This window comes from Parvularcula lutaonensis (assembly GCF_014651915.1).
Taxonomy (GTDB): domain Bacteria; phylum Pseudomonadota; class Alphaproteobacteria; order Caulobacterales; family Parvularculaceae; genus Parvularcula; species Parvularcula lutaonensis.
The window spans coordinates 780314-801575 of the sequence record NZ_BMXU01000002.1 but is presented as its reverse complement, the minus strand read 5'-3'; the positions used below and the strand labels follow the sequence as shown (position 1 = coordinate 801575).

The window sequence follows — 21262 nt, the reverse complement described above, 5'->3', positions numbered from 1 at the left end:
CCGCGGGCCTAACCGCCTGCGCAACGCCCGGGGACAGTTGTGAATTCGATCTTTGATCAAGCCTCTAGCCGTTTCATCGCCTGGCTCGCCGAAGACGCCATCCCCCGGTGCGCGGGTCCTGGCCGGAACCCCGATGGCGGCTACTACGAAGCGCTGGACCTTGATGGCTCACCGATCTCCCCAGCACCGGTTCGGCTGCGTGTACAGGCGCGGCAGGCCTTCTCGTTCGCACGCGCCGAAGCGCTGGGCCTGATGCCCGGAGGTCGCGAGGCCTCCGACTATGCATGGCGGTTCATGGTCGATAAGGGCCTGAAGGCTCATTGCGACGGTTTCCCTACGAGCTTCATCCACGTCTTCGCTCCCGACGGCTCGGTCGCTGACGACAAGCGCGATACATACGACCATGCCTTTGTCCTCCTCGCAGCGGCCGAACGCCAGCGCGCATACGGTGATGACGAGGCCCGGAAGATCGAGAGCCTGGCCCACCAATTCCTTGACGCTCTTCGCTGTGGCCACGGCGGATTCGCCGAGGACGACCGGCGGTCGCTTCCCCGGCGCCAGAACCCGCACATGCACCTCATCGAGGCGGCCCTCCTGCGCAGGCGGGTTGGCGAGGACCCGTTCAGCGAAGCGATGCTCGGCGAGATCCGCGCGCTGTGGGGAAAGCATTTCTGGGACCCAGAAGCGGAGGTCATGCGCGAATTCTTCGCCGCTGACTGGAGCCTCCACCCCGAAAAAGGTGACCTTGTCGAGCCAGGGCACATGGCGGAATGGATCTGGCTGCTCGACGAGCACGGCTCTGCTTCCGAAGAGCAATTGCTCGCGCTCTGGGATGGCGCGCGCCGCCATGGCCTGCATCAGGAGCGGATGCTCCTTGCCGACTGCGTCGATCTTCGCACCGGGGAAGCCACCGAGGGTTGCCGGCTCTGGTGCCAGACAGAGCACATCCGCGCGGCTCTCGTCCTCGCCAGGGTCACGGGCGCCGAGAAATGGATCGATGAGGCCGGACGACTGCTCACAGGCTTCCAGGACATCTACCTGACCGGGATCGCCAAGGGATGCTGGCATGACCGCGTGGATTCCCGCGGCAAACCAATGTCGGACAGGACCCCGGCGAGCCTCCTCTATCATCTCATCACCCTCGCCGACGAAATCATCGAGATCCGCGACCGCTGACGCTGAAACGAACAGAAACCAACGAATGCTGGACGAGGAGGCTATCGGGCCTCTATTCCCGCGCGAAAGATTCTCAGGGGACCAAGCCATGCGCGTCGCAATGATCGGAACAGGCTATGTGGGCCTTGTGTCAGGAGCCTGCTTCTCCGACTTTGGCCATGAGGTCGTTTGCGTCGACAAGGACCGGGGCAAGATCGATCGCCTGCTCGATGGCGTCATGCCGATCTACGAGCCCGGCCTCGACAGCCTTGTTGCCTCCAACGTGGAAGCTGGGCGGCTGTCTTTCATCACCGACCTCAAGGAAGCCGTGCCCGGCGTCGATGCCGTCTTCATCGCCGTAGGCACCCCGTCGCGCCGCGGCGACGGCCACGCCGACCTCTCCTATGTCTACGCCGCCGCTGAAGAGATCGCGCACGCCCTTGACGGCTACACGGTGATCGTCACCAAATCGACCGTACCCGTCGGAACCGGCGCCGAGGTCGAGAAGGTCATCATGAAAGCCCGTCCGGACCTGAAGCCCGGTGTCGACTTCTCCGTTGCATCGAACCCTGAGTTCTTGCGCGAAGGCGCAGCCATTTCGGACTTCAAGCGCCCCGACCGGGTCGTGGTGGGTACGGAAGACGAGCGCTCCCGCGAGGTGATGGCAGAGCTCTATCGCCCCCTCTACCTCAACGAGACGCCGATGGTGTTCACCAGCCGCGCCACGTCGGAGCTCATCAAGTACGCCGCCAACGCCTTGCTCGCGACGAAGATCACCTTCATCAACGAGATGGCGGACCTCTGCGAAAAGGTGGGTGCGGACGTCCAGCAGGTGGCCAAGGGCATCGGCCTCGACAACCGCATCGGGAAGAAGTTCCTGCACGCAGGCCCCGGCTATGGCGGCAGCTGCTTCCCCAAGGACACGCTCGCGCTGACCAAGACCGCCCATGACTACGGCTCGCCGGTGAGGATCGTCGACGCCGTTGTCGAGGCCAACGACAAACGCAAGAAGAGCATGGCCGGCCGCATCATCGAGACCATGGGCGGCAGCGCCGAAGGCAAGACCGTGGCGATCCTCGGCCTGACCTTCAAGCCAAATACGGACGACATGCGCGACAGCCCCAGCATCGACATCATCAACATGCTCCAGGACGCCGGCGCCAGGATCCGCGCCCATGACCCCGAAGGCATCGAGGAAGCCAAGAAGGTGCTGAAGGATGTGACTTATTGCGACGGCCCCTACCACGCGATCGAGGGGGCCGACGCAGCCGTCATCGTCACCGAATGGGACGCCTACAGAGCGCTCGACCTCAGCCGCATGAAAGAGATGATGAAGGAACCGGTCCTCGTCGACCTGCGCAACGTCTACCGACCCGAAAAGGTACGCGAGGCCGGGTTCACGTATCGGTCGATCGGACGGGCGTAGGCGCTAAGACATGGCGATCATCAATCACACCTGGAAGTTCATCTTCGTGCACATCCCGAAGTGCGGCGGGACAACCGTAAGCCACGCGCTCGAACCTTTATGTACATGGCGAGACTTAGTTCTAGGCGGAACCGAATTCGGCGAGGTCTGCCAAGTCGCCTACCAGAAACGCTTCAATATCTCGAAGCACAGCCGTTCGAACGAGATTCGGTCAGTAGTCGGCGCCGCCCTATGGGAGCGGTATAGTACATTCTCGATCGTCCGGCATCCCGTCGCGCGAACAATTTCTACCTTCCGATACCTGAAGCATCATGCTGACACCTATCAGTTCATTGAAGAGTTCGACACGATCGAGGATTTCGTTTTGTCTGACCAATGGTCAAAATCAGGACCAGACAGAATGTTCTTGCCGCAACATACGTGGACTCACAGCCCGTCTGGGAGTTTGCTCGTCGATCGTTTTATCAAACTTGAACAGATTCAGTCTGGTCTGCTCGATTTTCTAGAAAAAACTGGAATCCCCCCCAACAAGATCAGCAAGATACAACTCGGGCATAAGAACAAGATGCCTTACGACCCAGAAGATTTAGCCCCGGATGTGGTCAAAGCTATACAGTCGAAATATAAAGACGACCTTGCTCTTTTCGGCTATTGGGACTGGACTTCCGGAGGGAATTGATAGTCATACGGAACACCGAAATCTCTCTTAATATGCCAAAGAACACGATACTCGTTTAAAAGAAAAGAAGAGAGAAATTTACGGTTAATTGGCTTCATCTCCTTTGAAAAAGTTCCCTCTTCATAGTCGTCAGTGAAATTGTTCTTTGTATGAGGAACTTCGAAGTTTTTTGGCTGTGAAATCATATACTGAGAAGCGAACCTCTCGAGACCTCCCGACAGGTTCTCGAGAGGAACAAAACATATGCGGTCAGCAGGTACGCTGTGGAGGATACCGGATCTGACGAGATAAAAGTCCAAATCGAAAAAGATGTGCGTTCGAGAGATAATTCTATGAGCTGAGGAAATTCTGCTGGCCTCACCTGTCCGAATGACATCCACGAGTTCGTCTGGAGTTCTTAGTTGGGCAAACGCTTGCTTGAGCGAGGCGTCAGTGGCTTCAGGATTAAGCCCCAAATTATGCCGATCCCAATTGAAAGCAGATATGAACCGCTCTATCGGATCTCTAACTGACACAACAAAAAAGCAATTTGAAAGCGTCTCCGCAACGATCTGCTGCAACAGCGGCAAGGCCGGAGCGACGTGAGCCTCAGTGAAGCTCAGATCATTGTTCTCAAACCATGAGATGATACTCTCGCCTGCAGTTTTCCCAACGTGAACGTAGACTAAATGTGTATCCCCAAAAACCGAAATATTAGTTTCTTTGTTAAATCGGTTCATCATATCAAGCCGATACTTTCTGAATCATCGTCATGATTAATCATGACGAACGACAAGGAAATTGAAATTAAATCTCAACGAGACGCGGAGACACTGTCCGGTGCCCCTTTTCGTATGGCGCACAGACCTTTTGATACCGGGCATACAATCCGAAGACTTTCAACAAAGATGTATAGCTAGAAGGATAGTTAAATGGAGAGGGGCACCGCTCATTAGACGGAGGTTTACGGTTTGTCTCGCGCAGAAAACCGGTCAAAAGTTCATCCGTCTCCGCCTCCGCCACCTCGCTCAGTGATCGGAATGAATTCTCGTTGTGCAGCCGATAGCGATAGAGCGGCTCACGCAGGAGCTCCGGCTCGGTAACGAGGCAGGCACGGAGGAGGAAGTCCCAGTCATGGCAATACCGATAGGGCTTGAAACCTCCAACTTCTGCGAGCAACTTTTTCCTGAATGCAAAGTTCCCCGTGCTGACCCCGACCTGCCAACGCGCCGCCGCCCAAGAGAAACTCGGCGACGAATCGATTGTCCGCGTCGGTGTGTACCTGAGGAAGTCCCCAAACACGTGGTCTCGAGCGAATCCTCCCGAGTGAAGCGACTCGACCTGCGTAACGACGAACTCCGCCCCAGAAGCCTCCATCAAACTCATGATGGACGACACGCGGCTCTCAGGCACGGGGTCATCACTATTGGCCAGAAAAATGACGTCCCCATCAGCAATCATCATGCCCCGGTTCAGCGCATAATGGGCACCTTGGTTTGTATCGTTCCGAACGACGTCGACGCACCGGAAGCGGTTCTTGCTTTCAGCGCGGCTGAGGAACTCCGACGCAATTTCAAAGCTGTTATCGGCCGAAGCATCATCAACCACGACCAGCGCTAGATCGTCGTAGTCTTGCTCCACAATCGACCGAAGAGTTTCCTCGACGTAAGCCGCGTGATTATAGAGCGGCACCACATAGGTGGCAGAATTATGCATCTTCAACCCCGGTAAAGACGTCCGACCGTCCCGCTGGTCCACGAAACAATCGTGCCATCTTTCTCATCGAACTGAAGCAGGCTGACATCATAATAACCAGGCGGGACCTCGGTCAGATCGAGGACAGCTTCGTAGCCCATCTGCCGCGACGTCGACCCATCCCATCCAAGGAAAGCAACAACATCTTCGCGGAACGTGTGCTGATCAACGAGCGCATAAAATGCTTCGCCTGAAATCTGATCGGTCAGGCGAAGATAAGTTGCGATTGGCTCACCAGTTTCTGACTGGCGCGGAGGAGAAGCCCAGCCACTGATACGACAGCGGTGTAACGTGCGAGCAATCGTGTTCACGAAACCTCGCGAACCGTTCAGGAAATCGACCGAAGCACGCAGCTCGTCGGCTTGGCTGTCTGCAGAGGCCAGGATAGCAGGCTCAAGGTTGGTTACGGGCTGAGCCGCGATGCTGAAATTCTGTTCGACCATCTTCCCGAGAACGGAGTTTTCCACTCGCAACCGCCTGTTTTCGTCGGTCGGGTCAGGATCAGCGGTATGGCTAACCCACGCGCGACGGTAGGCCTCCAGATAAGACTTCCCCGAGTCTCGGTCAGGCTCGAGATTCGCTCCTTCTGCCCATTCATTCCAAGAGTTGATGAACAACAGCGGTGGCTGCTCAGGCCGCTTCAGTGCGCGCCCGATAGCGATCTGGGACAGTCGCTCGAATTCCTCAGGGGTTGCACCATGGAAGATATGGGATGCAGTGCCTTTCCGGGCTGTATTGTCCCAGCGGGGCATGATCCCCGGATGGCAGGGAGCATCGTAATCCGGGCGCTTGGAGTAATTATCCACGTAGGACTTGTAGCTATAGATCTGGCCCTCGAATTCCGGATTCGCATCGAGTTTCTTCGGATCAATCGATTCTGCCGTCGCCGAGTGCGGAGGAAACTCGACCAAGGCATCGAAGCCGAAGGAAAGTGGATCGTCAAAGCCAAAGCTGGCAACCGCGCAGATGTAGAGGTCGGGGAAACCGGCGCGCCGGGCAGCATCCCGCCAGGCAGCAACAACACGCTGGGGATCACGCATGATCTCAACGCGATAGACCAAGAGAATAGGACGTCCACGATCTTTTAGATAATTCGGACTGCGGAAATGAGGGATCAACTCATCGATCAGCTTGATGTCTTCATCGGGATCGTGCTCCTGCTTCAGGATGACTTCTTGCTCGGACCCATCCCATCGCCTCGACCAAGTCTCGTTTGCCCAACACAGACAATACGGAAAGTCATCTCCGCCGACGCGCAACAGATCGTCGATGACCTCGGTCATCACCCTTTGACCGGAGAACCAGTAGTAATAGTAACAAAAGGCGTCGATGTTGAAGAGCTTCGCCAGATCTGCCTGGCGCTTTCTCGTTGCAGAAAGTCTAGCGTCATAGAAGCCCAGATCTGCTGGCTTTAGCGGCATGCCATGGCCAGGATAGTTGGGCTTTGCCTCGACAACGTTTGTCCATTCGGTGAACCCCTGTCCCCAAACGCGGTCGTTCACAGCCAGCGGGTAGAATTGAGGAAGGTAGAACGCGATAGTCTTCAGGTCTTCAATTTCGTGCTCCGTCCGCTCGTGCGGTCGGTCCCCGGACGGAAGAAAAACTTCGAAATCGTTTGGATCTGTCCACTGGCCTGACCGGTCGGGAAGAAACCCGGCCGTTTGCAGGAACTCATCGCGCGAGAGTTCAATCGACCGGCTTGTGGCCTGAGAGGCTTGCCACTCGGCGATCAAGGTCACAGACAAAGGCGATTCGACCGTGCCCCCGTTGACGCACCCGAGGATTGCGCGCCGGTTCGTTATGTTGTTGAGATCAATCTCTACGCCGAGGCGTCGCCCGTTTCCCCCTTCTGCCGACCGAAGATCCGCTCGTTCGAAGAGCCTGCTGATGACCGGAATCCGATTCTGTCCCAACAGGATCGAGAAACGAACCTCCTGGGGCGACACCTCAGCGAAGTCGCACCACCCTACGATTTCTTTGGCATCTACACTGTCAAGATGCACCGTCAGGCCTGCCCCACCATCGGCGCCCTTCACTTTGCCCATATCCCAACTCTCTCAATTCACGTCGTGGATCACGGCCGTAGCCCTAGGAGCAGTCGACATAGCCATCAAGGCATGTCCAGCCTCGACAGCGTATCAGGTTCTGCGAAGCCTGATCGGCTGATATTTTCGCAACATGGGTTCCGAATATTGCGACGCGAAGCCCCTTGGTCCAGAATAGGGATTCCACGTTGATGGCTCCGGAGGCGATTATCCTCCAGCCTGTCCGTTATGGGGAAAAGCGTTGTCGCTTCGATGTTTACCGCTTCTCATGCTTTTCGTATCCGCGTGTGCGGGAGGGCCCTCGCAAGGGAATTCGATCATTGCGGAATCGGTCGGAGAGCCTTTTACCCCAGAGAAGACCGTCACTCTGACGTGGAACTCAGCGCTAGGTGTCCCCTGTGGTCGTGTTTTGTCGTCTGAAGGTGCGCAGGTCTGGTGCAAATCGCCGAATGGCTGGCAACGCTTCAGGGACCTGGAGGAATCGTCCTTGAATGACCGGTAGTTTCTCAAGCCGGTGTGCAACGTCCCTTCGGGTTATCCATGCGCTCATTCTGCGTGAGATATCCGCTCGCTACGCCGAGTCGCGCGCAGGTTATCTGTGGGCCATCCTTACGCCGATCATATCGATCCTTACGCTGTACTTTGTCTTCGCGTTGATCCGCCAACGCGAGACGGAAATCCCCTTGCTCGCGTTCCTCGTTACGGGCTGGTTTACCTTCGGCTTTTACCAGTCGATGGTGTCGATGATCGCAAACAGCGAAGCAGCCAACAAAGCGCTGCTGATGCACCAAAACGTCACCCGGCTTGACGTCATAGCTTCGCGTGGCCTGCTGGAGGTCCTGACGACAGCGCTGTTCCTTTGCGTCGGAGGAGTGCTGGCCATGATGGTTGAGGAGGCATCACTCCCCGACGATCCTCTGCTCACCGCGCTGAGCTTTTTCAGTGCCGGCTTTGTCGGACTCTCCGTAGGGGTCCTGGTTTGTGCGATCATGACATACTTTCCGGTCGCGATGAACTTCATCAACCCCATCAATCGTCTTGGGTTTTTCATATCAGGTGTGCTGTTCACAACTTCGGCGTTACCGTCATGGACCTACGACTACGTGAAGTGGAATCCGATACTCCATTCCATCGAAGGTATGAGGCAGGGCTGGTTCGAAACTTATCAATCGCCGGTTCTTGATATAGCCTATCCGTACACGGTGGGCCTTCCGATCCTCATGATCGGCCTCTTCCTCGAGCGGCGAACTAGGAGAGGCATTCGGATTGGATAAAAAATATATTCGTGTTCAGAACGTTTCCAAGACCTACAAGACCAAGGCTGGATGGAACCCAGTCCTTAAAGAGGTCAGTCTGGAAATAACACCCGATGACCGGCTCGGAATCCTTGGGAGGAATGGAGCCGGGAAGTCGACTTTGCTCCGGATGATCGGCGGCTCGGAAACTCCCGACTCAGGGACTGTCGAACGGAGTATGACGGTTTCTTGGCCGGTTGGATTCAATGGCCACCTCCAGCCGGGAATGTCGGGCCGTGCGAACACGAAGTTCTGCGCGCGGGTCTATGGTGCGGATGTCGACGGCGTGGTCGACTTCGTGCGTGAATTCTCTGAACTCGGGACTTATCTCGAGGAACCGGTCAAATCATACTCCTCGGGCATGAAAGCGAGGCTTGGGTTCGCTCTCTCGATGGCGATCGAATTCGACTGCCTCCTGATCGATGAGGTCACTGCGGTTGGGGACGCCGCTTTCAGAAAAAAATGCAATGATGCTCTGGAGACGCTGAGCGAGAACCGTGCCTTCGTCTTGGTCAATCACGGCCTTCATGAAATTGACCGACTCTGCAATAAGGTCATTGTACTAGGCGTTGAAGATCGACCAGTGATCTCAACCAAGGTGCACAAATCGATCAAAGCTTATCAGCGCGCTCTCACAGAGGGGGTCTGGGAGCGGCCACAATAAGCTTGGAAGCATGGTGCTGATGCACGGACATTTTCACGACCCCAAGCCCGCCATGGCCAACGAGGGCGACAGGCATTCCCGGCTGTTCGCCCGGCTTCTTGATAAAGCGAAGCGCCGCCCCTTCCTCGCCTATCTGGCGGTGGCGGCTGTTGTTTTCGGGGTGTATTTCGGCCTGCTGCATCCTCCGATGTATGTCTCGACCACCCAATTCTCGATCAGGGGGAAGGACAGCGGCCAGCAGGCGTCGGTCCTGTCGGCCTTCATTCCGTCCGGGGGGTCTGGCGGGATTTCGGAAAGCATCGCGGTGCGGGAGTATATCCACTCGCCGCAGATGCTCGCGCTGCTTGACGAGCAGCATGACCTGCGGGGCCTTTATTCGCGGTTCCGCCTCGACCCGCTCAACCGCATCTCTGCGCGGGCATCGACCGAGGATTTCGTCGCTTTCTACCGCGACCGGGTGAAGGTCTCGCTGGACCGAGAGGCGAGCATCCTCAAGGTCGAGGTGCACTCCTACACGCCGGAGTCCGCCTTCGATGTGGCCAGATCGATTGTTCGGTTCAGCGAGGATTACGTCAACGACCTGTCCGCCCGGGTCCGGGAGGCGACCCTCGCCGATGCGCGGGAGGAGGTCGAGAAGGCAGGCGACGAAGTGCGCGATGTCCGGCTGGAACTCGCTGCCTTCCGCAACCGCTCGGGCGAGCTGGACCCGACGGCCAGCGGTGCCGCCACGGTCGGTGCCCTTGTCGGGCTCGAAGCCGACATCACGCGCCTGCGCGGGGAACTGGCTTCCCAGCTTGCCGTGACGCGGGAGGACGCGCCCCAGGTCCAGGTCATCAAGGCCCAGATCGCCAGCCTCGAAAGGCAGGCTGCCGACCAGCGCCGGGCCTTGGCAAGCAATGCGGAGGATGGAACCCTCGCAGAACTCCTTCAGGAGTATGAAGGACTCGTGATCCAGCGGGAGTATGCGGAGACCCGCCTCACGGCGGCATTGACGGCGCTCGACAACGCACGGCAGCTGGCTGACCAGCGCGAACGTTTCGTCGTTCCGATCGTGGCCCCGGTCATGCCGACCGAATCGACCGAACCTAGGCGCTTCGCAAGCTTCATGCTGGCGATGATCCTGGCGGTGATTGCCTATGGGATCGTTGCCTACACCATTGCAGGGATCAACGACCATGACCGCTAGCCTGCGCGTCGCCTTTGCCCTCCTCGTCGGGATGTGGGCCTTGCTTGGTGTGTCGGCCGCCCAGATCGGCACCGATGAAGCGTCCGCTGAGAGGCGGGTGCAGGAAGCGCTCGCCGATGTGTCGGGGGAACGTGCCCTCCCCGTCTTCGGCTCGCAGCTCTTCAATGGCCGTTCCGCCAGCACCCGCATGGCGACCGAACCCAATTACGAACTGCAGAAAGGTGACCGCATCGCGGTGCGGGCCTTCGGTGCCTACAACACGGACGTGGTCGAAGAGATCGACCAGAACGGGATCCTGTTCATCCCGGAGGTCGGGCCGGTTGAACTCGAAGGGCGCCGGGCGGGTGAGCTGCAGGCGGTGATCGAAGCTGCTGTCAGCAAGACGTTCACGGACAATGTCCGGGTCTACGCCACCCTGGTCGTGCCAGGGGCCGTCGGCGTTTACGTCACCGGCGATGTCAACAAGCCGGGCCGTTATCTTGGCGGGTCATCCGACGACGTCCTTTATTACCTGCAGTCTGCAGGTGGCATCAACACGACACGGGGCAGCTTCCGCGACATCCGGGTGATGCGCGGCGATATGCTGATCGCGCGGATCGACCTCTATGACTTCCTGTTCCAGGGGACGATGCCTGATGTCGACTTCCGCAGCGGTGACGTGGTTTTCGTCACTGGCCGTGGCCCTCTGATCGAGGCTTCAGGAGACGTGCTCGCTCCCTTCGCCTACGAGCTTCCCGCCATCGGCTTTGAAGGCGCGCGGCTCATCAACATTGCGCGGCCCGAGCCGGACGTGACCCACGTGGTCCTCTCCGGCGTGCGGTCTGGAAGGCCGTTTACGGAATACCTCACCATTGCTGATTTCTCGCGCGTCGAGCTCAAGGATGGCGATCGTGCGGAGTTCCGCGCCGATGCCTTCGGTCAGTCCATTGCCGTGGCCGTGCAATCGACTTCGATGGATGCGCAGGCGCTCTACGTCCTGCCGAGGGATGCGAAGCTTTCGGAGCTCCTGGCCATCACGCCGGTGGAGCCGGGCCGGGCCGACCTTCAGTCTATCCACGTCAACCGGGTCAGCGTGGCGCGGTCCCAGAAGGAGGCGCTGAACGAAGCCCTCGACCGGCTCCAGCGTGCCGTTGCTTTCACGCCGGGTTTCAGCGCGGAGAGCGCACAGGTCCAGCGCGCCGAGGCCGAATCGATCGCACGCTTCATCGAGCAGGCCCGTAACGCCGAGCCCGTCGGGACGATCACCGTGGTCGAGGATGGTCAGCTCGCTGACTTGACGCTCGAGGATGGCGATGTCGTCGTGATCCCTGACAAGACCGACGTGGTCCTCGTCGCTGGTGAAGTCGTCGCGCCGGGTGCTTTCGTCAAGGACGACCGGGACTCGATACGCGACTACATCAACCGCGCCGGCGGCTTCCAGCAGCAGGCCAACAAGTCCGACTTCGTGGTTCGCAAGCGCTCGGGCGCAGCGCTCAAGGTCAATGGCAGCTACATCCCGGAAGCGGGCGACCAGATCCTTGTCCTTCCGCGTACGGGTAACCGGGGCCTCCTGCTGGCCAGCGAGGTCACCCAAGTGATCTTCCAGCTCGCCCTGTCGACGGCTACCGTCGCGCGGCTCTAGGGCGGCGTGATGGCGGAGGCTTGGCGGCAGCGGATCGTCTCCGCCCACGGACTGTCGCCTGATGACGAGCTGCTGATCGGGATTGTCGCGCCCGGTGTTTGGCGGCGCAGGGCGCGGCTTCGCCAGCTTCTCGGCCCCGGCGTCCGATTCAGGTTTGGCAGTGTAGCCGGCGCGCACGCCGTGGCAGGATGGGGTCTCAAGGGCAGCGGCAAGGACCTCGCAGCCAAGCGCGGCCTTCCCTACCTTGCCTTGGAAGACGCCTTTATCGCGCGCCTCGGACCGGACGAGAGAATGTTCGGCCTTCTCGGCCTCATCGCTGACCCGGTCGGCATCTACTACGACGCCCATGCCCCTTCCCTCGTGGAAGAGCTGATCGCCGCTAGCCAAGATGCTCCTGAAACGGACGAAGACCGTGACCTGCTTGCCGCGATCAGGCAGGACGCAATCGGCAAGTTCAACAGCCTCGACCCCGAAGCGCTTGCCCAGGCCAATGAAGCGACCGATCACTACGACGCCATCGTGGTTGACCAGATCGCCGGTGATCTCTCCATACCCGGAGCCCTTGCCGAGGCGCACGACTTCGAACGAATGCTGGAAGCCGCCCTTGATGAACACCCCGGCGGGCGGGTGGCTGTGAAACTGCACCCCTATGACGGTGTCGGCGGGCGACGGGGTCACCTCGCTCAGCTTGCGGAGAAACATGGCCTCTCAGCCCTGCCGAAGCGTGCGCCGTGGCTTCGCTATGTACAGAACACGGAGCACGTCTATGTCGTCTCGAGCAATGCAGGTCTGGAAGCGCTGATCGGTGGCGCGAAAGTCACTTGCTTCGGCGTTCCGTTTTTCGGTGGCTGGGGACTTACGGATGATCGCCAGGCCATCGAGAGGCGGAAGGCCAAGCCTTCCCTCGCCCAGCTCTGCCGCGCGGTCTATGGCGCCTACGGACATTACTGGCTGCCAGGTGTTGAGCGGCAGGGATCGGCGCTTGAGCTTTGCCGCTTCATCTCGGCAGCCCAGCGTCATGCCACCACCTTCGGCGGCGGCATCGCCATGCATGGCGTGCAGAAACTGAAGCGCAGCCATATCGAGCCATTTGTCGCCTCGGTCGGACAGCCGCTCTCTGTGCACCCGGCGCTGACGCCGCAGCCGAATACCGACCATCGCAAAGCGGTCTGGGTTTCCCGGATCCTGAAGGATCAGGAGGCCGAGCGCGCCTGGAGGCGTGAAGATTGCCTTTACGCAGAGGACGGCTTCCTGCGATCCGTGGGCCTCGGGGCCGATCTGGTCCGGCCGAGCTCACTCATTTTCGACAGCCGCGGAATCTATCTCGACCCAAGCAAACCCAGCGATCTCGAATGTGCCCTTCAGGAAGCGGAGCTGTCCGAAGACCAGCTCCGCCGCGGCCGTCAGCTCACGAAGCTTCTCGGTGACACAGGCGTCAGCAAATACAATGTCGGGAACAGCGCACCTGTCTTCGATCCGGGAGGCAGGAACGTGGTCCTTGTGCCCGGGCAGGTCGAGAACGACGCCTCCATCCTGAGGGGGGCCGGCGAGGTCAGGACCAATCGGGACCTCCTTCTGGCCGTACGGGAGGCGCGTCCCGATGCGTTTCTCGTCTACAAGCCCCACCCGGATGTCGAGCTTGCCGGTCGGCCCGGGTTCGTCCCGCATGCGGAGGACCTCGCCGATCTCGTCCTGACGGAGACCAATCCATCAGCCGCGATCAGCATCGCTGACGAGGTGCACACAATGACGTCGCTCATGGGATTCGAGGCGCTGTTGCGCGGCAAGCACGTCTCGACCTACGGCTTGCCGTTCTACGCGGGATGGGGGCTGACCCAAGACCGGCTTCGCTCCGAACGCCGTGGCAGGCAGCGAACCCTCGAAGAACTCGTCTACCTGACGCTGGTGCACTACCCCTTTTATGTCAGCCCCCGGAAGGGAACGCCCGCGACGCCCGAGATGGTCATCGAAGAACTCGCACGCGGAAAGTTACAACCACCCAGCATTCCGGGCGGGCGAGCCGCGCTGAGGCTTTGGCGAAAGCTCAGCACTGCGCCGGACTACCTGCGGTGATCAGCCGTGTTCGGCGATGTCGTGGAGGTAGGTCTTGTAATCGTTCTTGAAGGCGTCGGCGAGTTTGATGAGATCGGCTTTGGAGATGAAGCCCTTGCGGAAGGCCACTTCCTCCGGACACGCCACCTTGAAGCGCTGACGGGCTTCGAGTGTCTGGACGAACTGGCTGGCCTGGAGAAGGCCGTCAAAGGTGCCTGCGTCAAGCCATGCGGTGCCGCGCGGAAGGCGGCTGACATTGAGTTGGCCCCGCTGGAGATACGCGTCGTTCACTGACGTAATCTCAAGCTCTCCTCGTGGTGACGGTTTCACTTTCTTGGCAATCTCGACGACGTCCTTGTCGTAGAAATAGAGCCCCGTCACGGCCCAGTCGCTTTTGGGCACGGATGGCTTCTCTTCGATGGAAATCGCCCGGCCGTCGGCATCGAACTCCACCACACCGAAGGCTTCGGGATCGGGCACGCGATAGGCGAAGACCACCGCGCCCTCCTCCACCTTGCCCGCCTTCTCCAGCTCGCCCGAAAGGCCTGCGCCGTAGAACATGTTGTCGCCGAGAGCGAGGGCGCAAGGTTGTCCGTCCACGAAGTCTTCACCGATGATGAAGGCTTCGGCGAGGCCGCGCGGCTCGTCCTGCACGGCGAAGGCGAACTTGATCCCCCACTGGCTGCCATCACCGAGAAGCTGCTTGTAGAGGTCCATCATCTCGGGCGTCGCGATGATCAGGATCTCTCGAATGCCGGCGAGCATGAGCGTGGTGATCGGATGATACACCATTGGCTTGTCATAGACCGGCAGCAACTGCTTCGAAATCGCGCGGGTGATCGGATAAAGGCGCGTGCCATGGCCACCTGCGAGGATGATGCCTTTCATGGGGTCAGTCTTTCTCTTTCAGAATGCGCGCCACGATCGAAGCTACGGGTTCGCGCCAATCAGGCAGGCGCACGCCGAATGCTTTTTCGAGGGCGGAGGAATCAAGGACAGAATAGGCCGGCCGCTTGGCGGGCGTCGGGTACTCCGATGACGGAATGTGTTCGACCGATGCGGTCGGCCCGCCGATTGCAGCCGACGCAGCGAAAATCGCCTCGGCGAACTCGGCCCAGACGCATTCGCCGCGTGCAGTCATGTGATAAGTGCCGTAAAGGTCCGGATCCGCTCCGGGACCGACCTTCTCAGCGAGGTCGAGCAGGGCTTCAGCAATATCGTGGGACGAGGTCGGCGCGCCCTTCTGGTCGGCGACAACCCGCAATTCGTCACGGTTCTCAGCCACTGCCAGCATCGTCTTGAGGAAGTTCTTGCCGAACGCTCCGTAGACCCATGCGGTGCGCAGGATCAGGTGCTCCGGGTTCGCGTGTGCGACAGCTTCCTCGCCAGCGAATTTCGACTTGCCGTAAACTCCGAGCGGCGAGACCGCATCCTGCTCGGTATAGGGACGGCTCGCTTCTCCATCGAAGACATAATCCGTGGAGATATGGATCATCGGGATGCCCTGTGCGGCGCTCGCCTCGGCAAGGTGGCGAGGGCCCGCTTCGTTACCCGCATAGGCTGCTTCGCGGTCGTTCTCGGCGTTGTCGACGGCCGTGTAGGCCGCGGCATTGATGAGGATGTCGGGCTTCACCCGCGCCAGCGCGCTCTCGACGCTCTCCCGGTCGGCGATGTCGAGCTCAGGGCGGCCCATGGCGGTGAGCTTGAGTCCGGAGCGCTTCTCCGCCGCCTCGACAAGGCTGCGGGCGACCTGACCGGACTTCCCGGCGACGAGGATCGTCAGCGCACTCATTTCTTGTCCACAAGGCCCAGGCGCTTGCCGTCATAGACCTTGGCACGCAGCGGCTCCCACCAGTCGCGGTTCGCGAGGTACCATTCGATCGTCTGCTGGATGCCGGTGTCGAAATTGTACTGGGCTTTCCAGCCCAGCTCTTCCTCGAGCTTTGTCGCATCGATGGCGTAGCGCTGGTCATGGCCCGGACGGTCTTGGACGAACTTGATCAGTTCGCGCCGAGGCGTATCGGTCGGGAGCAGCTGGTCGAGCGTATCGCAGATCGTATGCACGACCTGCAGGTTCGTCCGCTCATTCCGTCCACCGACATTGTAGCCTTCGCCAAGCCGCCCCTGGGTCAGGATCATGTAGAGCGCGCGCGCATGGTCATCGACATGGAGCCAGTCGCGAATATTCGAGCCGTCGCCATAGACCGGCAGCTCCTTGCCTTCCTGCGCGTTGAGGATCATCAGCGGAATGAGCTTCTCAGGAAACTGGAACGGGCCGTAATTGTTCGAGCAGTTAGACAGGACAACAGGGAGCCCATAGGTCCGGTGCCACGCCATGACGAGATGGTCGGAAGCCGCCTTCGATGCTGAATAGGGCGAGGACGGATCATAGGCGGTGGTCTCGTGGAAAAGGCCCTCCTCGCCTAGCGAACCGTAGACCTCGTCGGTGGAAATATGGTGGAAGCGGAATGCTTCCTTGTCCGCGTCACCGAGCCCCATCCAGTAGCCGCGCGCAGCTTCGAGGAGGTTGTAGGTCCCCATGATATTGGTGTCGATGAAAGCCTGACTGCCCGAGATCGAGCGGTCCACATGGCTCTCCGCGGCGAGGTGCATGACGTGGGTCGGTTGTTCGTCAGCGAAGAGTTGGTCCATCGCCGCGCGATCGCAGATATCGAGCTTCTTGAAGCTGTAGCGCGGATCGTCCGCAACCGAGTTCAAGGTGTCGAGATTCGCCGCATAGGTCAGCTTGTCGACATTGACGACTTCGGCATCGGTGTCATTGATCAGGTAGCGGATGACTGCCGAGCCGATAAACCCTGCGCCGCCGGTGACGATGACTTTCATCGCGTGTGTCCTCAACCTTGATAGGAGAAATAGTCTGGCAAATCGGCCAGTCGGGGATGTTTGGTGTCCTTCTCGGACAAGACCGGGTCGCGGTCGCCGAGGCCCCAGTCGATACCGAGGTCCGGATCGTCCCAGGCAAGGCCACGATCGGCTGCCGGATCGTAATAACCCGTTACCTTATACTGAACTTCCGTGTCAGCCTCGAGGGTGACAAAGGCGTGGGCGAAGCCAACTGGGACCCAGAGCTGGTGGCCGTTCTCCGCCGAAAGCTCGGCCTTCACATGCTGTCCGAAGGTGGGCGAGCCCTTCCGGATGTCCACGGCCACGTCCAGGATCCTGCCAGCCGTGCAGCGCACGAGCTTGCCCTGGGGCGATGGATCGATCTGGAAGTGAAGCCCACGCAGCACGCCGACCTCGCGGGAGAGCGAGTGGTTGTCCTGCACGAACGGACCCTCAATGCCGCCCTCGGCATAGCGGTCCGCGTGGAAGGTCTCCTGGAAGAAACCGCGATGGTCGCCGAAACGCGGCGGCTCCACCAAGATGACGTCGTTGATTGCAAGCCTAGTGAACATGGGCCCTCCCTGCCACTTCAGGGCCTAGTCAAAGGCGCGGGAAAGGCAAAGCCCTTCCCGCGATTTTTTGGTCAGTCGAAGGTTACGCCCGCGTTGGCGTGGAGGCGCTTGATGAGGTCCTCTCCGAGCGCGGCGGCCGGGGTGAAGATGCCGCCGGGGCCCTCGGGCCTGTCCTCGTTGAGACACCGGGCAGCCTCGGAGATCATTTTGCTGGTCGAACCGTAACCGGGGTCCTTGTCACCCTTCACCACGGTTTCGAAGCGCTCGCCGCCCGGGGTCCTGGCGATCACGGCGAGTTCGAAGAACCCGTTCTCGCGCTCCTCCTTGGAAGGGCCTTCGCCCGGCTTCGGTCCGTCGTCGCTGGCCATCGACTTGTCGGCGGCCATGGCTTCGGCCTTGGCCTTGCCTTCCTCACCGTCGCCGGTGGGGACCATCTCGTCATAGACGAGCCCCTCGCCATAGCTGTGCCCGGTCAGGAAATTCGTGCGGTGGACGTTCTTGGTGTTGATCGTCGCCATGATGAATGGCGCAAGCCAGGTCTTTTCCTCCTCGTCGTACCGCACAGCCTGCAGGTCCGGCTGCGGCGGTCCCTGGAAGCCAGGGCAGAGGGAGAACGGGTTTTTGAGGTCTTCGAGCACCTGCGGGTCGGAGAACGCGGCCTTCATCGTCGCCTTGAAGCTCGCCGCCGTGCCGCCCGAGAAGGTGCCTTTCATCTTGCGAACGAAGAGCTTCACGCGCTCTGCTGGAGCGCCGGTGGCCTCCTTCACCTTGTTTTCGAGGTGCAGCACGCCGCAATCCGACGGAATCGAGTCGAAACCGCAGGAAAAGACGATCCGGGCGCCCGAAGCCTTCGCCGCATCCTCCGACTCGCGGATCTTCTTCGCCATCCACGCCGGTTCGCCACATAGATCGGTGTAGTCGGTGCCAGTGTCGATGCAGGCCTTGAGCAGCTTGTCACCATAGAGCTGGTACGGGCCGACGAGGGTGATCACCGTCTTGGTGCTCTCAGCCATCCTCTTGAGGGCCGCCTCATCGTCACCGTCAGCCACGACGAGAGGGGCATCGATGCCCAACTCGTCGCGGACCTGCGCCAGCTTGTCTTCATTGCGGCCAGCCATGGCGAAGCTCTTGTGGCCGATCTTGCCCAGGTACTCGGCGACGAGGCGGCCGGTGAAGCCGCTGGCACCGTAGACAATGATATCGAATTCCTTGGCCATGATGTTCCTCCGTTTTGGTCCGGCGTGCGGAAGCGCGGCGCGAAACGCAAGACGTCAACTGTCGTCAGAATTATGCCGCTCGGAGGCCTCTGTGAGCGCAGAGGCGACGATACCCGTCAGCATCGCGACCAGGCCAATGCCGAGCACTGCGAAGGTGCCGGCGAAGAACCGGCCGACCCATGTCACCGGTACGGCATCGCCGTAGCCGACGGTGGTGAAGGTCACGACGCTCCACCAGATCGCCCGCGGGATAGAGCCGAAGGCTTCAGGCTGAACGTCCCCCTCGGTCAGATAGAGGATCGTCGACGATGCCAGCAGCAGCGCGAGCGCGAAACAGGCCGTCAGCAGGAACTCGAAACGCTTGGCGAGGAGTGCGCCGCCGAACTCGGCGAACGCCTTCTGCACCCTCGGCATCGCGGCAAGGCGCAGGAGGCGGAGAACGCGGACCAGTCTGAGGATCGGAATCCATCCTGGCGGCACGGCGATAAAGAGCGGAGTGACCACCAGAATGTCAGCGATGGTCGAGGGCCTGATGGCGTAGTGAAAGATCCCGCGAGCGCCACGAAACCGTGGGTTCAGGCCGATTGTCCAGAACCGCAGCAGCAGCTCGATGGCAAAGAGAGCCAAAATCACCTGCTCGACGAACAGGATCTCCGGGCCGAGCGCCGCCATCACCGAGGGCTCGGTGGTCAAGATCGACAGGAAGATCAGAAAACCAATAGCAAAAAGGATCGCCCAATTGACCGGGGAAAAGCCCCTGCCCGGCCATGCCTCGGGATCGAGCTGCCTATGTACCGCCTCGCGCAGCTTCCCCATCCTCGCTCCACTCCTCGTCCCGAGCTCGGAAGCCTAGGGCGATGCCGCGACCCACGCCAAGCGCCCAGCGTGCTTGCTGCCTCTCGGCACGCAAGTTACGACCTCAGCTTCGATCAACGAGTCGGGAAGGGCACCGGATGGGGAACAAGCCACGCAAGGGTTTGGTGACACCGCCGCGCGCCCGGCTCTGCCTGCGGGTCGGCGTGACCGGCCACCGGGCTCTGGAACCAGACCAACGCGAGAGGATCACGCGCCAGGTCGACGAGGTCCTTTCCGCCTGCACCCTTGCCGCGCAGACAGCCAAGGCGAAATCCGATGGCTGGGTCGTGGACGAACCTCCCCTCCTCCGCCTGGTGAGCCCGCTCGCAGCGGGGGCGGATACGCTGGCAGCCGAGCGCGCCACGTCTCTTGGCTGGTCCCTGCAAGCCGTCACCCCTTTCCCAGTGAAAGAATACTGCTCGGATTTCTCCGTAGACGAACGGCCTGTCTTCGACACCATGCTGGAAAAAGCTGACGCCGTGCTGCAACTCGACGGAGAGCGGGATACGCGGGAGCATGAGGCTTCGGCCTATCTCGCAGGCGGCCAGGTCGTGCTCGACCAATGCGACGTATTGCTGGCCATCTGGAACGGCAAGGCCGCGCGCGGCATCGGCGGAACCGCGATGATCATCGAGATCGCGCTGGCCCGCGGCGTGCCCGTCATTTGGGTGCATTCGGAGGATGACAAGCCCGTTTCCTTCGTCGCGCAAGACTTCTCCTCCGAAGGCAGCATCAGCGATGTCGAGAGCATCGTGACGTCGCTGCTCGTCCCGCCGGATGTCGATGGCGGCGTGCTGGATTTTTACGGTGAAAAAGAAAAGCGCGGAAATTACGGCTTGCTGTTCGATCTCTTCGAATTCGTTGTCGCAGGTCGAAAGATCCGTAACCTGCGTTTCCGTATGCCGCCCTATGTGAAACGGGTCGAGGAGGAATGGCGGCCTTATCTCGAAGGCCTCGCCAATATCGGCGGCACCAAGCTCGCGGCGCCTGCGGTGAATACGCTGATGCCGCGCTATGGATGGGCGGATGGCCTCGCGACCTATTACGGCTCTCTCTACCGCTCGTCCTATGTCGCGAACTACCTGCTATCCGGCCTCGCCGTGGGACTCGCGCTGGCGGAGATCGTCGTCGGCTTCGGCAAGGAAGTCTTCATCGCCCTTGAGACAGTGGTCATCCTCGCGATCGCAGCGATCACGATCCGCGGACGGAAGTCTCGCTGGCATGAAAAGTGGATAGACTATCGCCAGCTTGCCGAGCAGCTTCGCCATGCGCGGTTTCTCTACCTGACTGGCGCCTCTCTTGGCGCAGTGAGCCAGAGGCACGACTACGGTTCTGCGCCGGCCGGCTCGTGGGTCGAGTGGTACAACAAGATGTCCCTGCGCGAGCTGGGGCTGCCCGCGGCAGTCAGTGACCGCAACTATATCTCGAAGGTCCGGCAGCTCTTCATGGAGACCGAGCTTGAAAACCAGCTCGCCTACCATGAAGCCAATGCGCACCGTATGGAGCATCTTGAGCACCGCCTGCACAAGGTCGGGGACAGCCTGTTTCTTCTCACGCTCGTGACCTGCCTCGTCTTCCTGGGTTCTCACGCGGCGTATGAGTGGGGCGGGCTCAAACAGGCGAAGACCTTCAAATACGCAATCAAGGGCTGGGTTACGGTTCTGACTGCGCTCCTGCCCGCGATCGGTGCGGCCATGCTTGGCATCAGGGTGCAGGGCGAGTTCGGCTCTACGGCGGAGAGGTCTGAAGCCACCGCTGAGCGTCTTGAGGAGATCGCCAGGGATCTTGAGGAGAAGGAAGCCATCTCGTTCTCTTCCCTCAGGAGCTACGTGGAGGCCTCCGCCGAGACGATGTTGGTCGAAGTCGTCGACTGGCGCTTCGTCTATCGCGGCAAACCGATCTCCCTTCCCGCCTGAC

At 60.2% G+C, this 21262-nt stretch carries 18 protein-coding genes; 9 read left to right on the top strand and 9 right to left on the bottom strand.

Going from position 1 to position 21262, the window contains the following annotated elements; genetic code table 11:
* Positions 1-39: 39 nt before the first annotated feature.
* From IE053_RS12240 to IE053_RS12230, 3 genes are all read left to right on the top strand, one after another.
* Positions 40-1176 carry an AGE family epimerase/isomerase gene (locus IE053_RS12240; RefSeq protein ID WP_189576375.1) on the top strand — a complete coding sequence of 379 codons (1137 nt, stop codon included), beginning with the start codon at positions 40-42 and terminating at the stop codon, positions 1174-1176.
* 88 nt (positions 1177-1264) lie between these two features.
* Positions 1265-2581, top strand: a complete 1317-nt coding sequence (locus IE053_RS12235) for a UDP-glucose dehydrogenase family protein (protein WP_189576374.1) — start codon at positions 1265-1267, stop codon at positions 2579-2581.
* Positions 2582-2591: 10 nt separating this feature from the next.
* Entirely contained in the window at positions 2592-3260 is a 669-nt protein-coding gene (locus IE053_RS12230) for a sulfotransferase family 2 domain-containing protein (protein ID WP_189576372.1), read from the top strand.
* Here the strand turns inward: IE053_RS12230 and IE053_RS12225 are convergent.
* From IE053_RS12225 to IE053_RS12215, 3 genes are all read right to left on the bottom strand, one after another.
* Positions 3230-3982: a sulfotransferase family 2 domain-containing protein gene (locus tag IE053_RS12225; protein WP_189576370.1), complete on the bottom strand. Its 753-nt coding sequence runs from the start codon at positions 3980-3982 to the stop codon at positions 3230-3232. The genes IE053_RS12230 and IE053_RS12225 overlap by 31 nt on opposite strands.
* Positions 3983-4046: 64 nt before the next feature.
* Positions 4047-4955 carry a glycosyltransferase family 2 protein gene (locus IE053_RS12220; RefSeq protein WP_189576368.1) on the bottom strand — a complete coding sequence of 303 codons (909 nt, stop codon included), beginning with the start codon at positions 4953-4955 and terminating at the stop codon, positions 4047-4049.
* 2 nt (positions 4956-4957) lie between these two features.
* Positions 4958-7039: a glycosyltransferase WbsX family protein gene (locus tag IE053_RS12215; RefSeq protein ID WP_189576365.1), complete on the bottom strand. Its 2082-nt coding sequence runs from the start codon at positions 7037-7039 to the stop codon at positions 4958-4960.
* 491 nt (positions 7040-7530) lie between these two features.
* Between IE053_RS12215 and IE053_RS12210 the strand changes: the two genes are divergently transcribed.
* The 5 genes from IE053_RS12210 to IE053_RS12190 are packed head-to-tail and all read left to right on the top strand — an operon-like array spanning position 7531 to position 13878.
* On the top strand, positions 7531-8313 hold the full coding sequence (locus IE053_RS12210) for an ABC transporter permease (protein ID WP_189576363.1): 783 nt from the start codon (positions 7531-7533) through the stop codon (positions 8311-8313).
* Positions 8306-8998: an ABC transporter ATP-binding protein gene (locus IE053_RS12205; RefSeq protein ID WP_189576361.1), complete on the top strand. Its 693-nt coding sequence runs from the start codon at positions 8306-8308 to the stop codon at positions 8996-8998. Before IE053_RS12210 ends, IE053_RS12205 begins: the two co-directional genes overlap by 8 nt.
* A 10-nt stretch (positions 8999-9008) precedes the next feature.
* The gene (locus tag IE053_RS12200) at positions 9009-10184 is read left to right on the top strand and encodes a KpsE/RkpR family capsule polysaccharide export protein (RefSeq protein WP_189576359.1); all 1176 of its coding nucleotides are present in this window, start codon (positions 9009-9011) and stop codon (positions 10182-10184) included.
* Complete coding sequence (locus tag IE053_RS12195) at positions 10174-11805, top strand: polysaccharide biosynthesis/export family protein (RefSeq protein ID WP_189576357.1); 1632 nt, start codon at positions 10174-10176, stop codon at positions 11803-11805. Before IE053_RS12200 ends, IE053_RS12195 begins: the two co-directional genes overlap by 11 nt.
* A 9-nt stretch (positions 11806-11814) precedes the next feature.
* Positions 11815-13878, top strand: coding sequence for a capsule polysaccharide biogenesis protein (locus tag IE053_RS12190; protein WP_189576355.1), 2064 nt, complete (start codon positions 11815-11817; stop codon positions 13876-13878).
* Here the strand turns inward: IE053_RS12190 and rfbA are convergent, their stop codons facing one another.
* The 6 genes from rfbA to IE053_RS12160 form a co-directional block, all read right to left on the bottom strand.
* The gene (gene rfbA / locus IE053_RS12185) at positions 13879-14745 is read right to left on the bottom strand and encodes a glucose-1-phosphate thymidylyltransferase RfbA (protein WP_189576353.1); all 867 of its coding nucleotides are present in this window, start codon (positions 14743-14745) and stop codon (positions 13879-13881) included. It lies immediately after the preceding gene.
* Between the two features lie 4 nt (positions 14746-14749).
* On the bottom strand, positions 14750-15649 hold the full coding sequence (rfbD, locus tag IE053_RS12180) for a dTDP-4-dehydrorhamnose reductase (RefSeq protein WP_229786209.1): 900 nt from the start codon (positions 15647-15649) through the stop codon (positions 14750-14752).
* A complete protein-coding gene (rfbB, locus tag IE053_RS12175; protein WP_189576351.1) occupies positions 15646-16701 on the bottom strand; it encodes a dTDP-glucose 4,6-dehydratase in 1056 nt (351 codons plus the stop codon). Before rfbB ends, rfbD begins: the two co-directional genes overlap by 4 nt.
* A gap of 11 nt (positions 16702-16712) precedes the next feature.
* Positions 16713-17273 (bottom strand): dTDP-4-dehydrorhamnose 3,5-epimerase, encoded by a 561-nt coding sequence (gene rfbC / locus IE053_RS12170; protein ID WP_189576349.1) that lies wholly within the window; start codon positions 17271-17273, stop codon positions 16713-16715.
* Positions 17274-17344: 71 nt separating this feature from the next.
* Positions 17345-18490, bottom strand: a complete 1146-nt coding sequence (locus IE053_RS12165; RefSeq protein ID WP_189576347.1) for a saccharopine dehydrogenase family protein — start codon at positions 18488-18490, stop codon at positions 17345-17347.
* A gap of 54 nt (positions 18491-18544) precedes the next feature.
* A complete protein-coding gene (locus tag IE053_RS12160) occupies positions 18545-19306 on the bottom strand; it encodes a potassium channel family protein (RefSeq protein WP_189576345.1) in 762 nt (253 codons plus the stop codon).
* Between the two features lie 137 nt (positions 19307-19443).
* On the opposite strand from IE053_RS12160, the gene IE053_RS12155 reads away from it, so the two are divergent.
* Positions 19444-21261: a DUF4231 domain-containing protein gene (locus IE053_RS12155; RefSeq protein ID WP_189576343.1), complete on the top strand. Its 1818-nt coding sequence runs from the start codon at positions 19444-19446 to the stop codon at positions 21259-21261.
* The last annotated feature ends 1 nt before the right edge of the window (position 21262 follow it).

Coding starts and splice junctions, on each gene's coding strand:
- rfbC (WP_189576349.1), bottom strand. CDS start 17,273: ATGTTCACTAGGCTTGCAATCAACGACGTCATCTTGGTGGAGCCGCCG.
- rfbD (WP_229786209.1), bottom strand. CDS start 15,649: ATGAGTGCGCTGACGATCCTCGTCGCCGGGAAGTCCGGTCAGGTCGCC.
- IE053_RS12220 (WP_189576368.1), bottom strand. CDS start 4,955: ATGCATAATTCTGCCACCTATGTGGTGCCGCTCTATAATCACGCGGCT.
- IE053_RS12210 (WP_189576363.1), top strand. CDS start 7,531: ATGACCGGTAGTTTCTCAAGCCGGTGTGCAACGTCCCTTCGGGTTATC.
- IE053_RS12225 (WP_189576370.1), bottom strand. CDS start 3,982: ATGATGAACCGATTTAACAAAGAAACTAATATTTCGGTTTTTGGGGAT.
- IE053_RS12160 (WP_189576345.1), bottom strand. CDS start 19,306: ATGGGGAAGCTGCGCGAGGCGGTACATAGGCAGCTCGATCCCGAGGCA.
- IE053_RS12190 (WP_189576355.1), top strand. CDS start 11,815: ATGGCGGAGGCTTGGCGGCAGCGGATCGTCTCCGCCCACGGACTGTCG.
- IE053_RS12200 (WP_189576359.1), top strand. CDS start 9,009: ATGGTGCTGATGCACGGACATTTTCACGACCCCAAGCCCGCCATGGCC.
- rfbB (WP_189576351.1), bottom strand. CDS start 16,701: ATGAAAGTCATCGTCACCGGCGGCGCAGGGTTTATCGGCTCGGCAGTC.
- IE053_RS12215 (WP_189576365.1), bottom strand. CDS start 7,039: ATGGGCAAAGTGAAGGGCGCCGATGGTGGGGCAGGCCTGACGGTGCAT.
- IE053_RS12155 (WP_189576343.1), top strand. CDS start 19,444: ATGGGGAACAAGCCACGCAAGGGTTTGGTGACACCGCCGCGCGCCCGG.
- IE053_RS12165 (WP_189576347.1), bottom strand. CDS start 18,490: ATGGCCAAGGAATTCGATATCATTGTCTACGGTGCCAGCGGCTTCACC.
- IE053_RS12195 (WP_189576357.1), top strand. CDS start 10,174: ATGACCGCTAGCCTGCGCGTCGCCTTTGCCCTCCTCGTCGGGATGTGG.
- IE053_RS12230 (WP_189576372.1), top strand. CDS start 2,592: ATGGCGATCATCAATCACACCTGGAAGTTCATCTTCGTGCACATCCCG.
- rfbA (WP_189576353.1), bottom strand. CDS start 14,745: ATGAAAGGCATCATCCTCGCAGGTGGCCATGGCACGCGCCTTTATCCG.
- IE053_RS12235 (WP_189576374.1), top strand. CDS start 1,265: ATGCGCGTCGCAATGATCGGAACAGGCTATGTGGGCCTTGTGTCAGGA.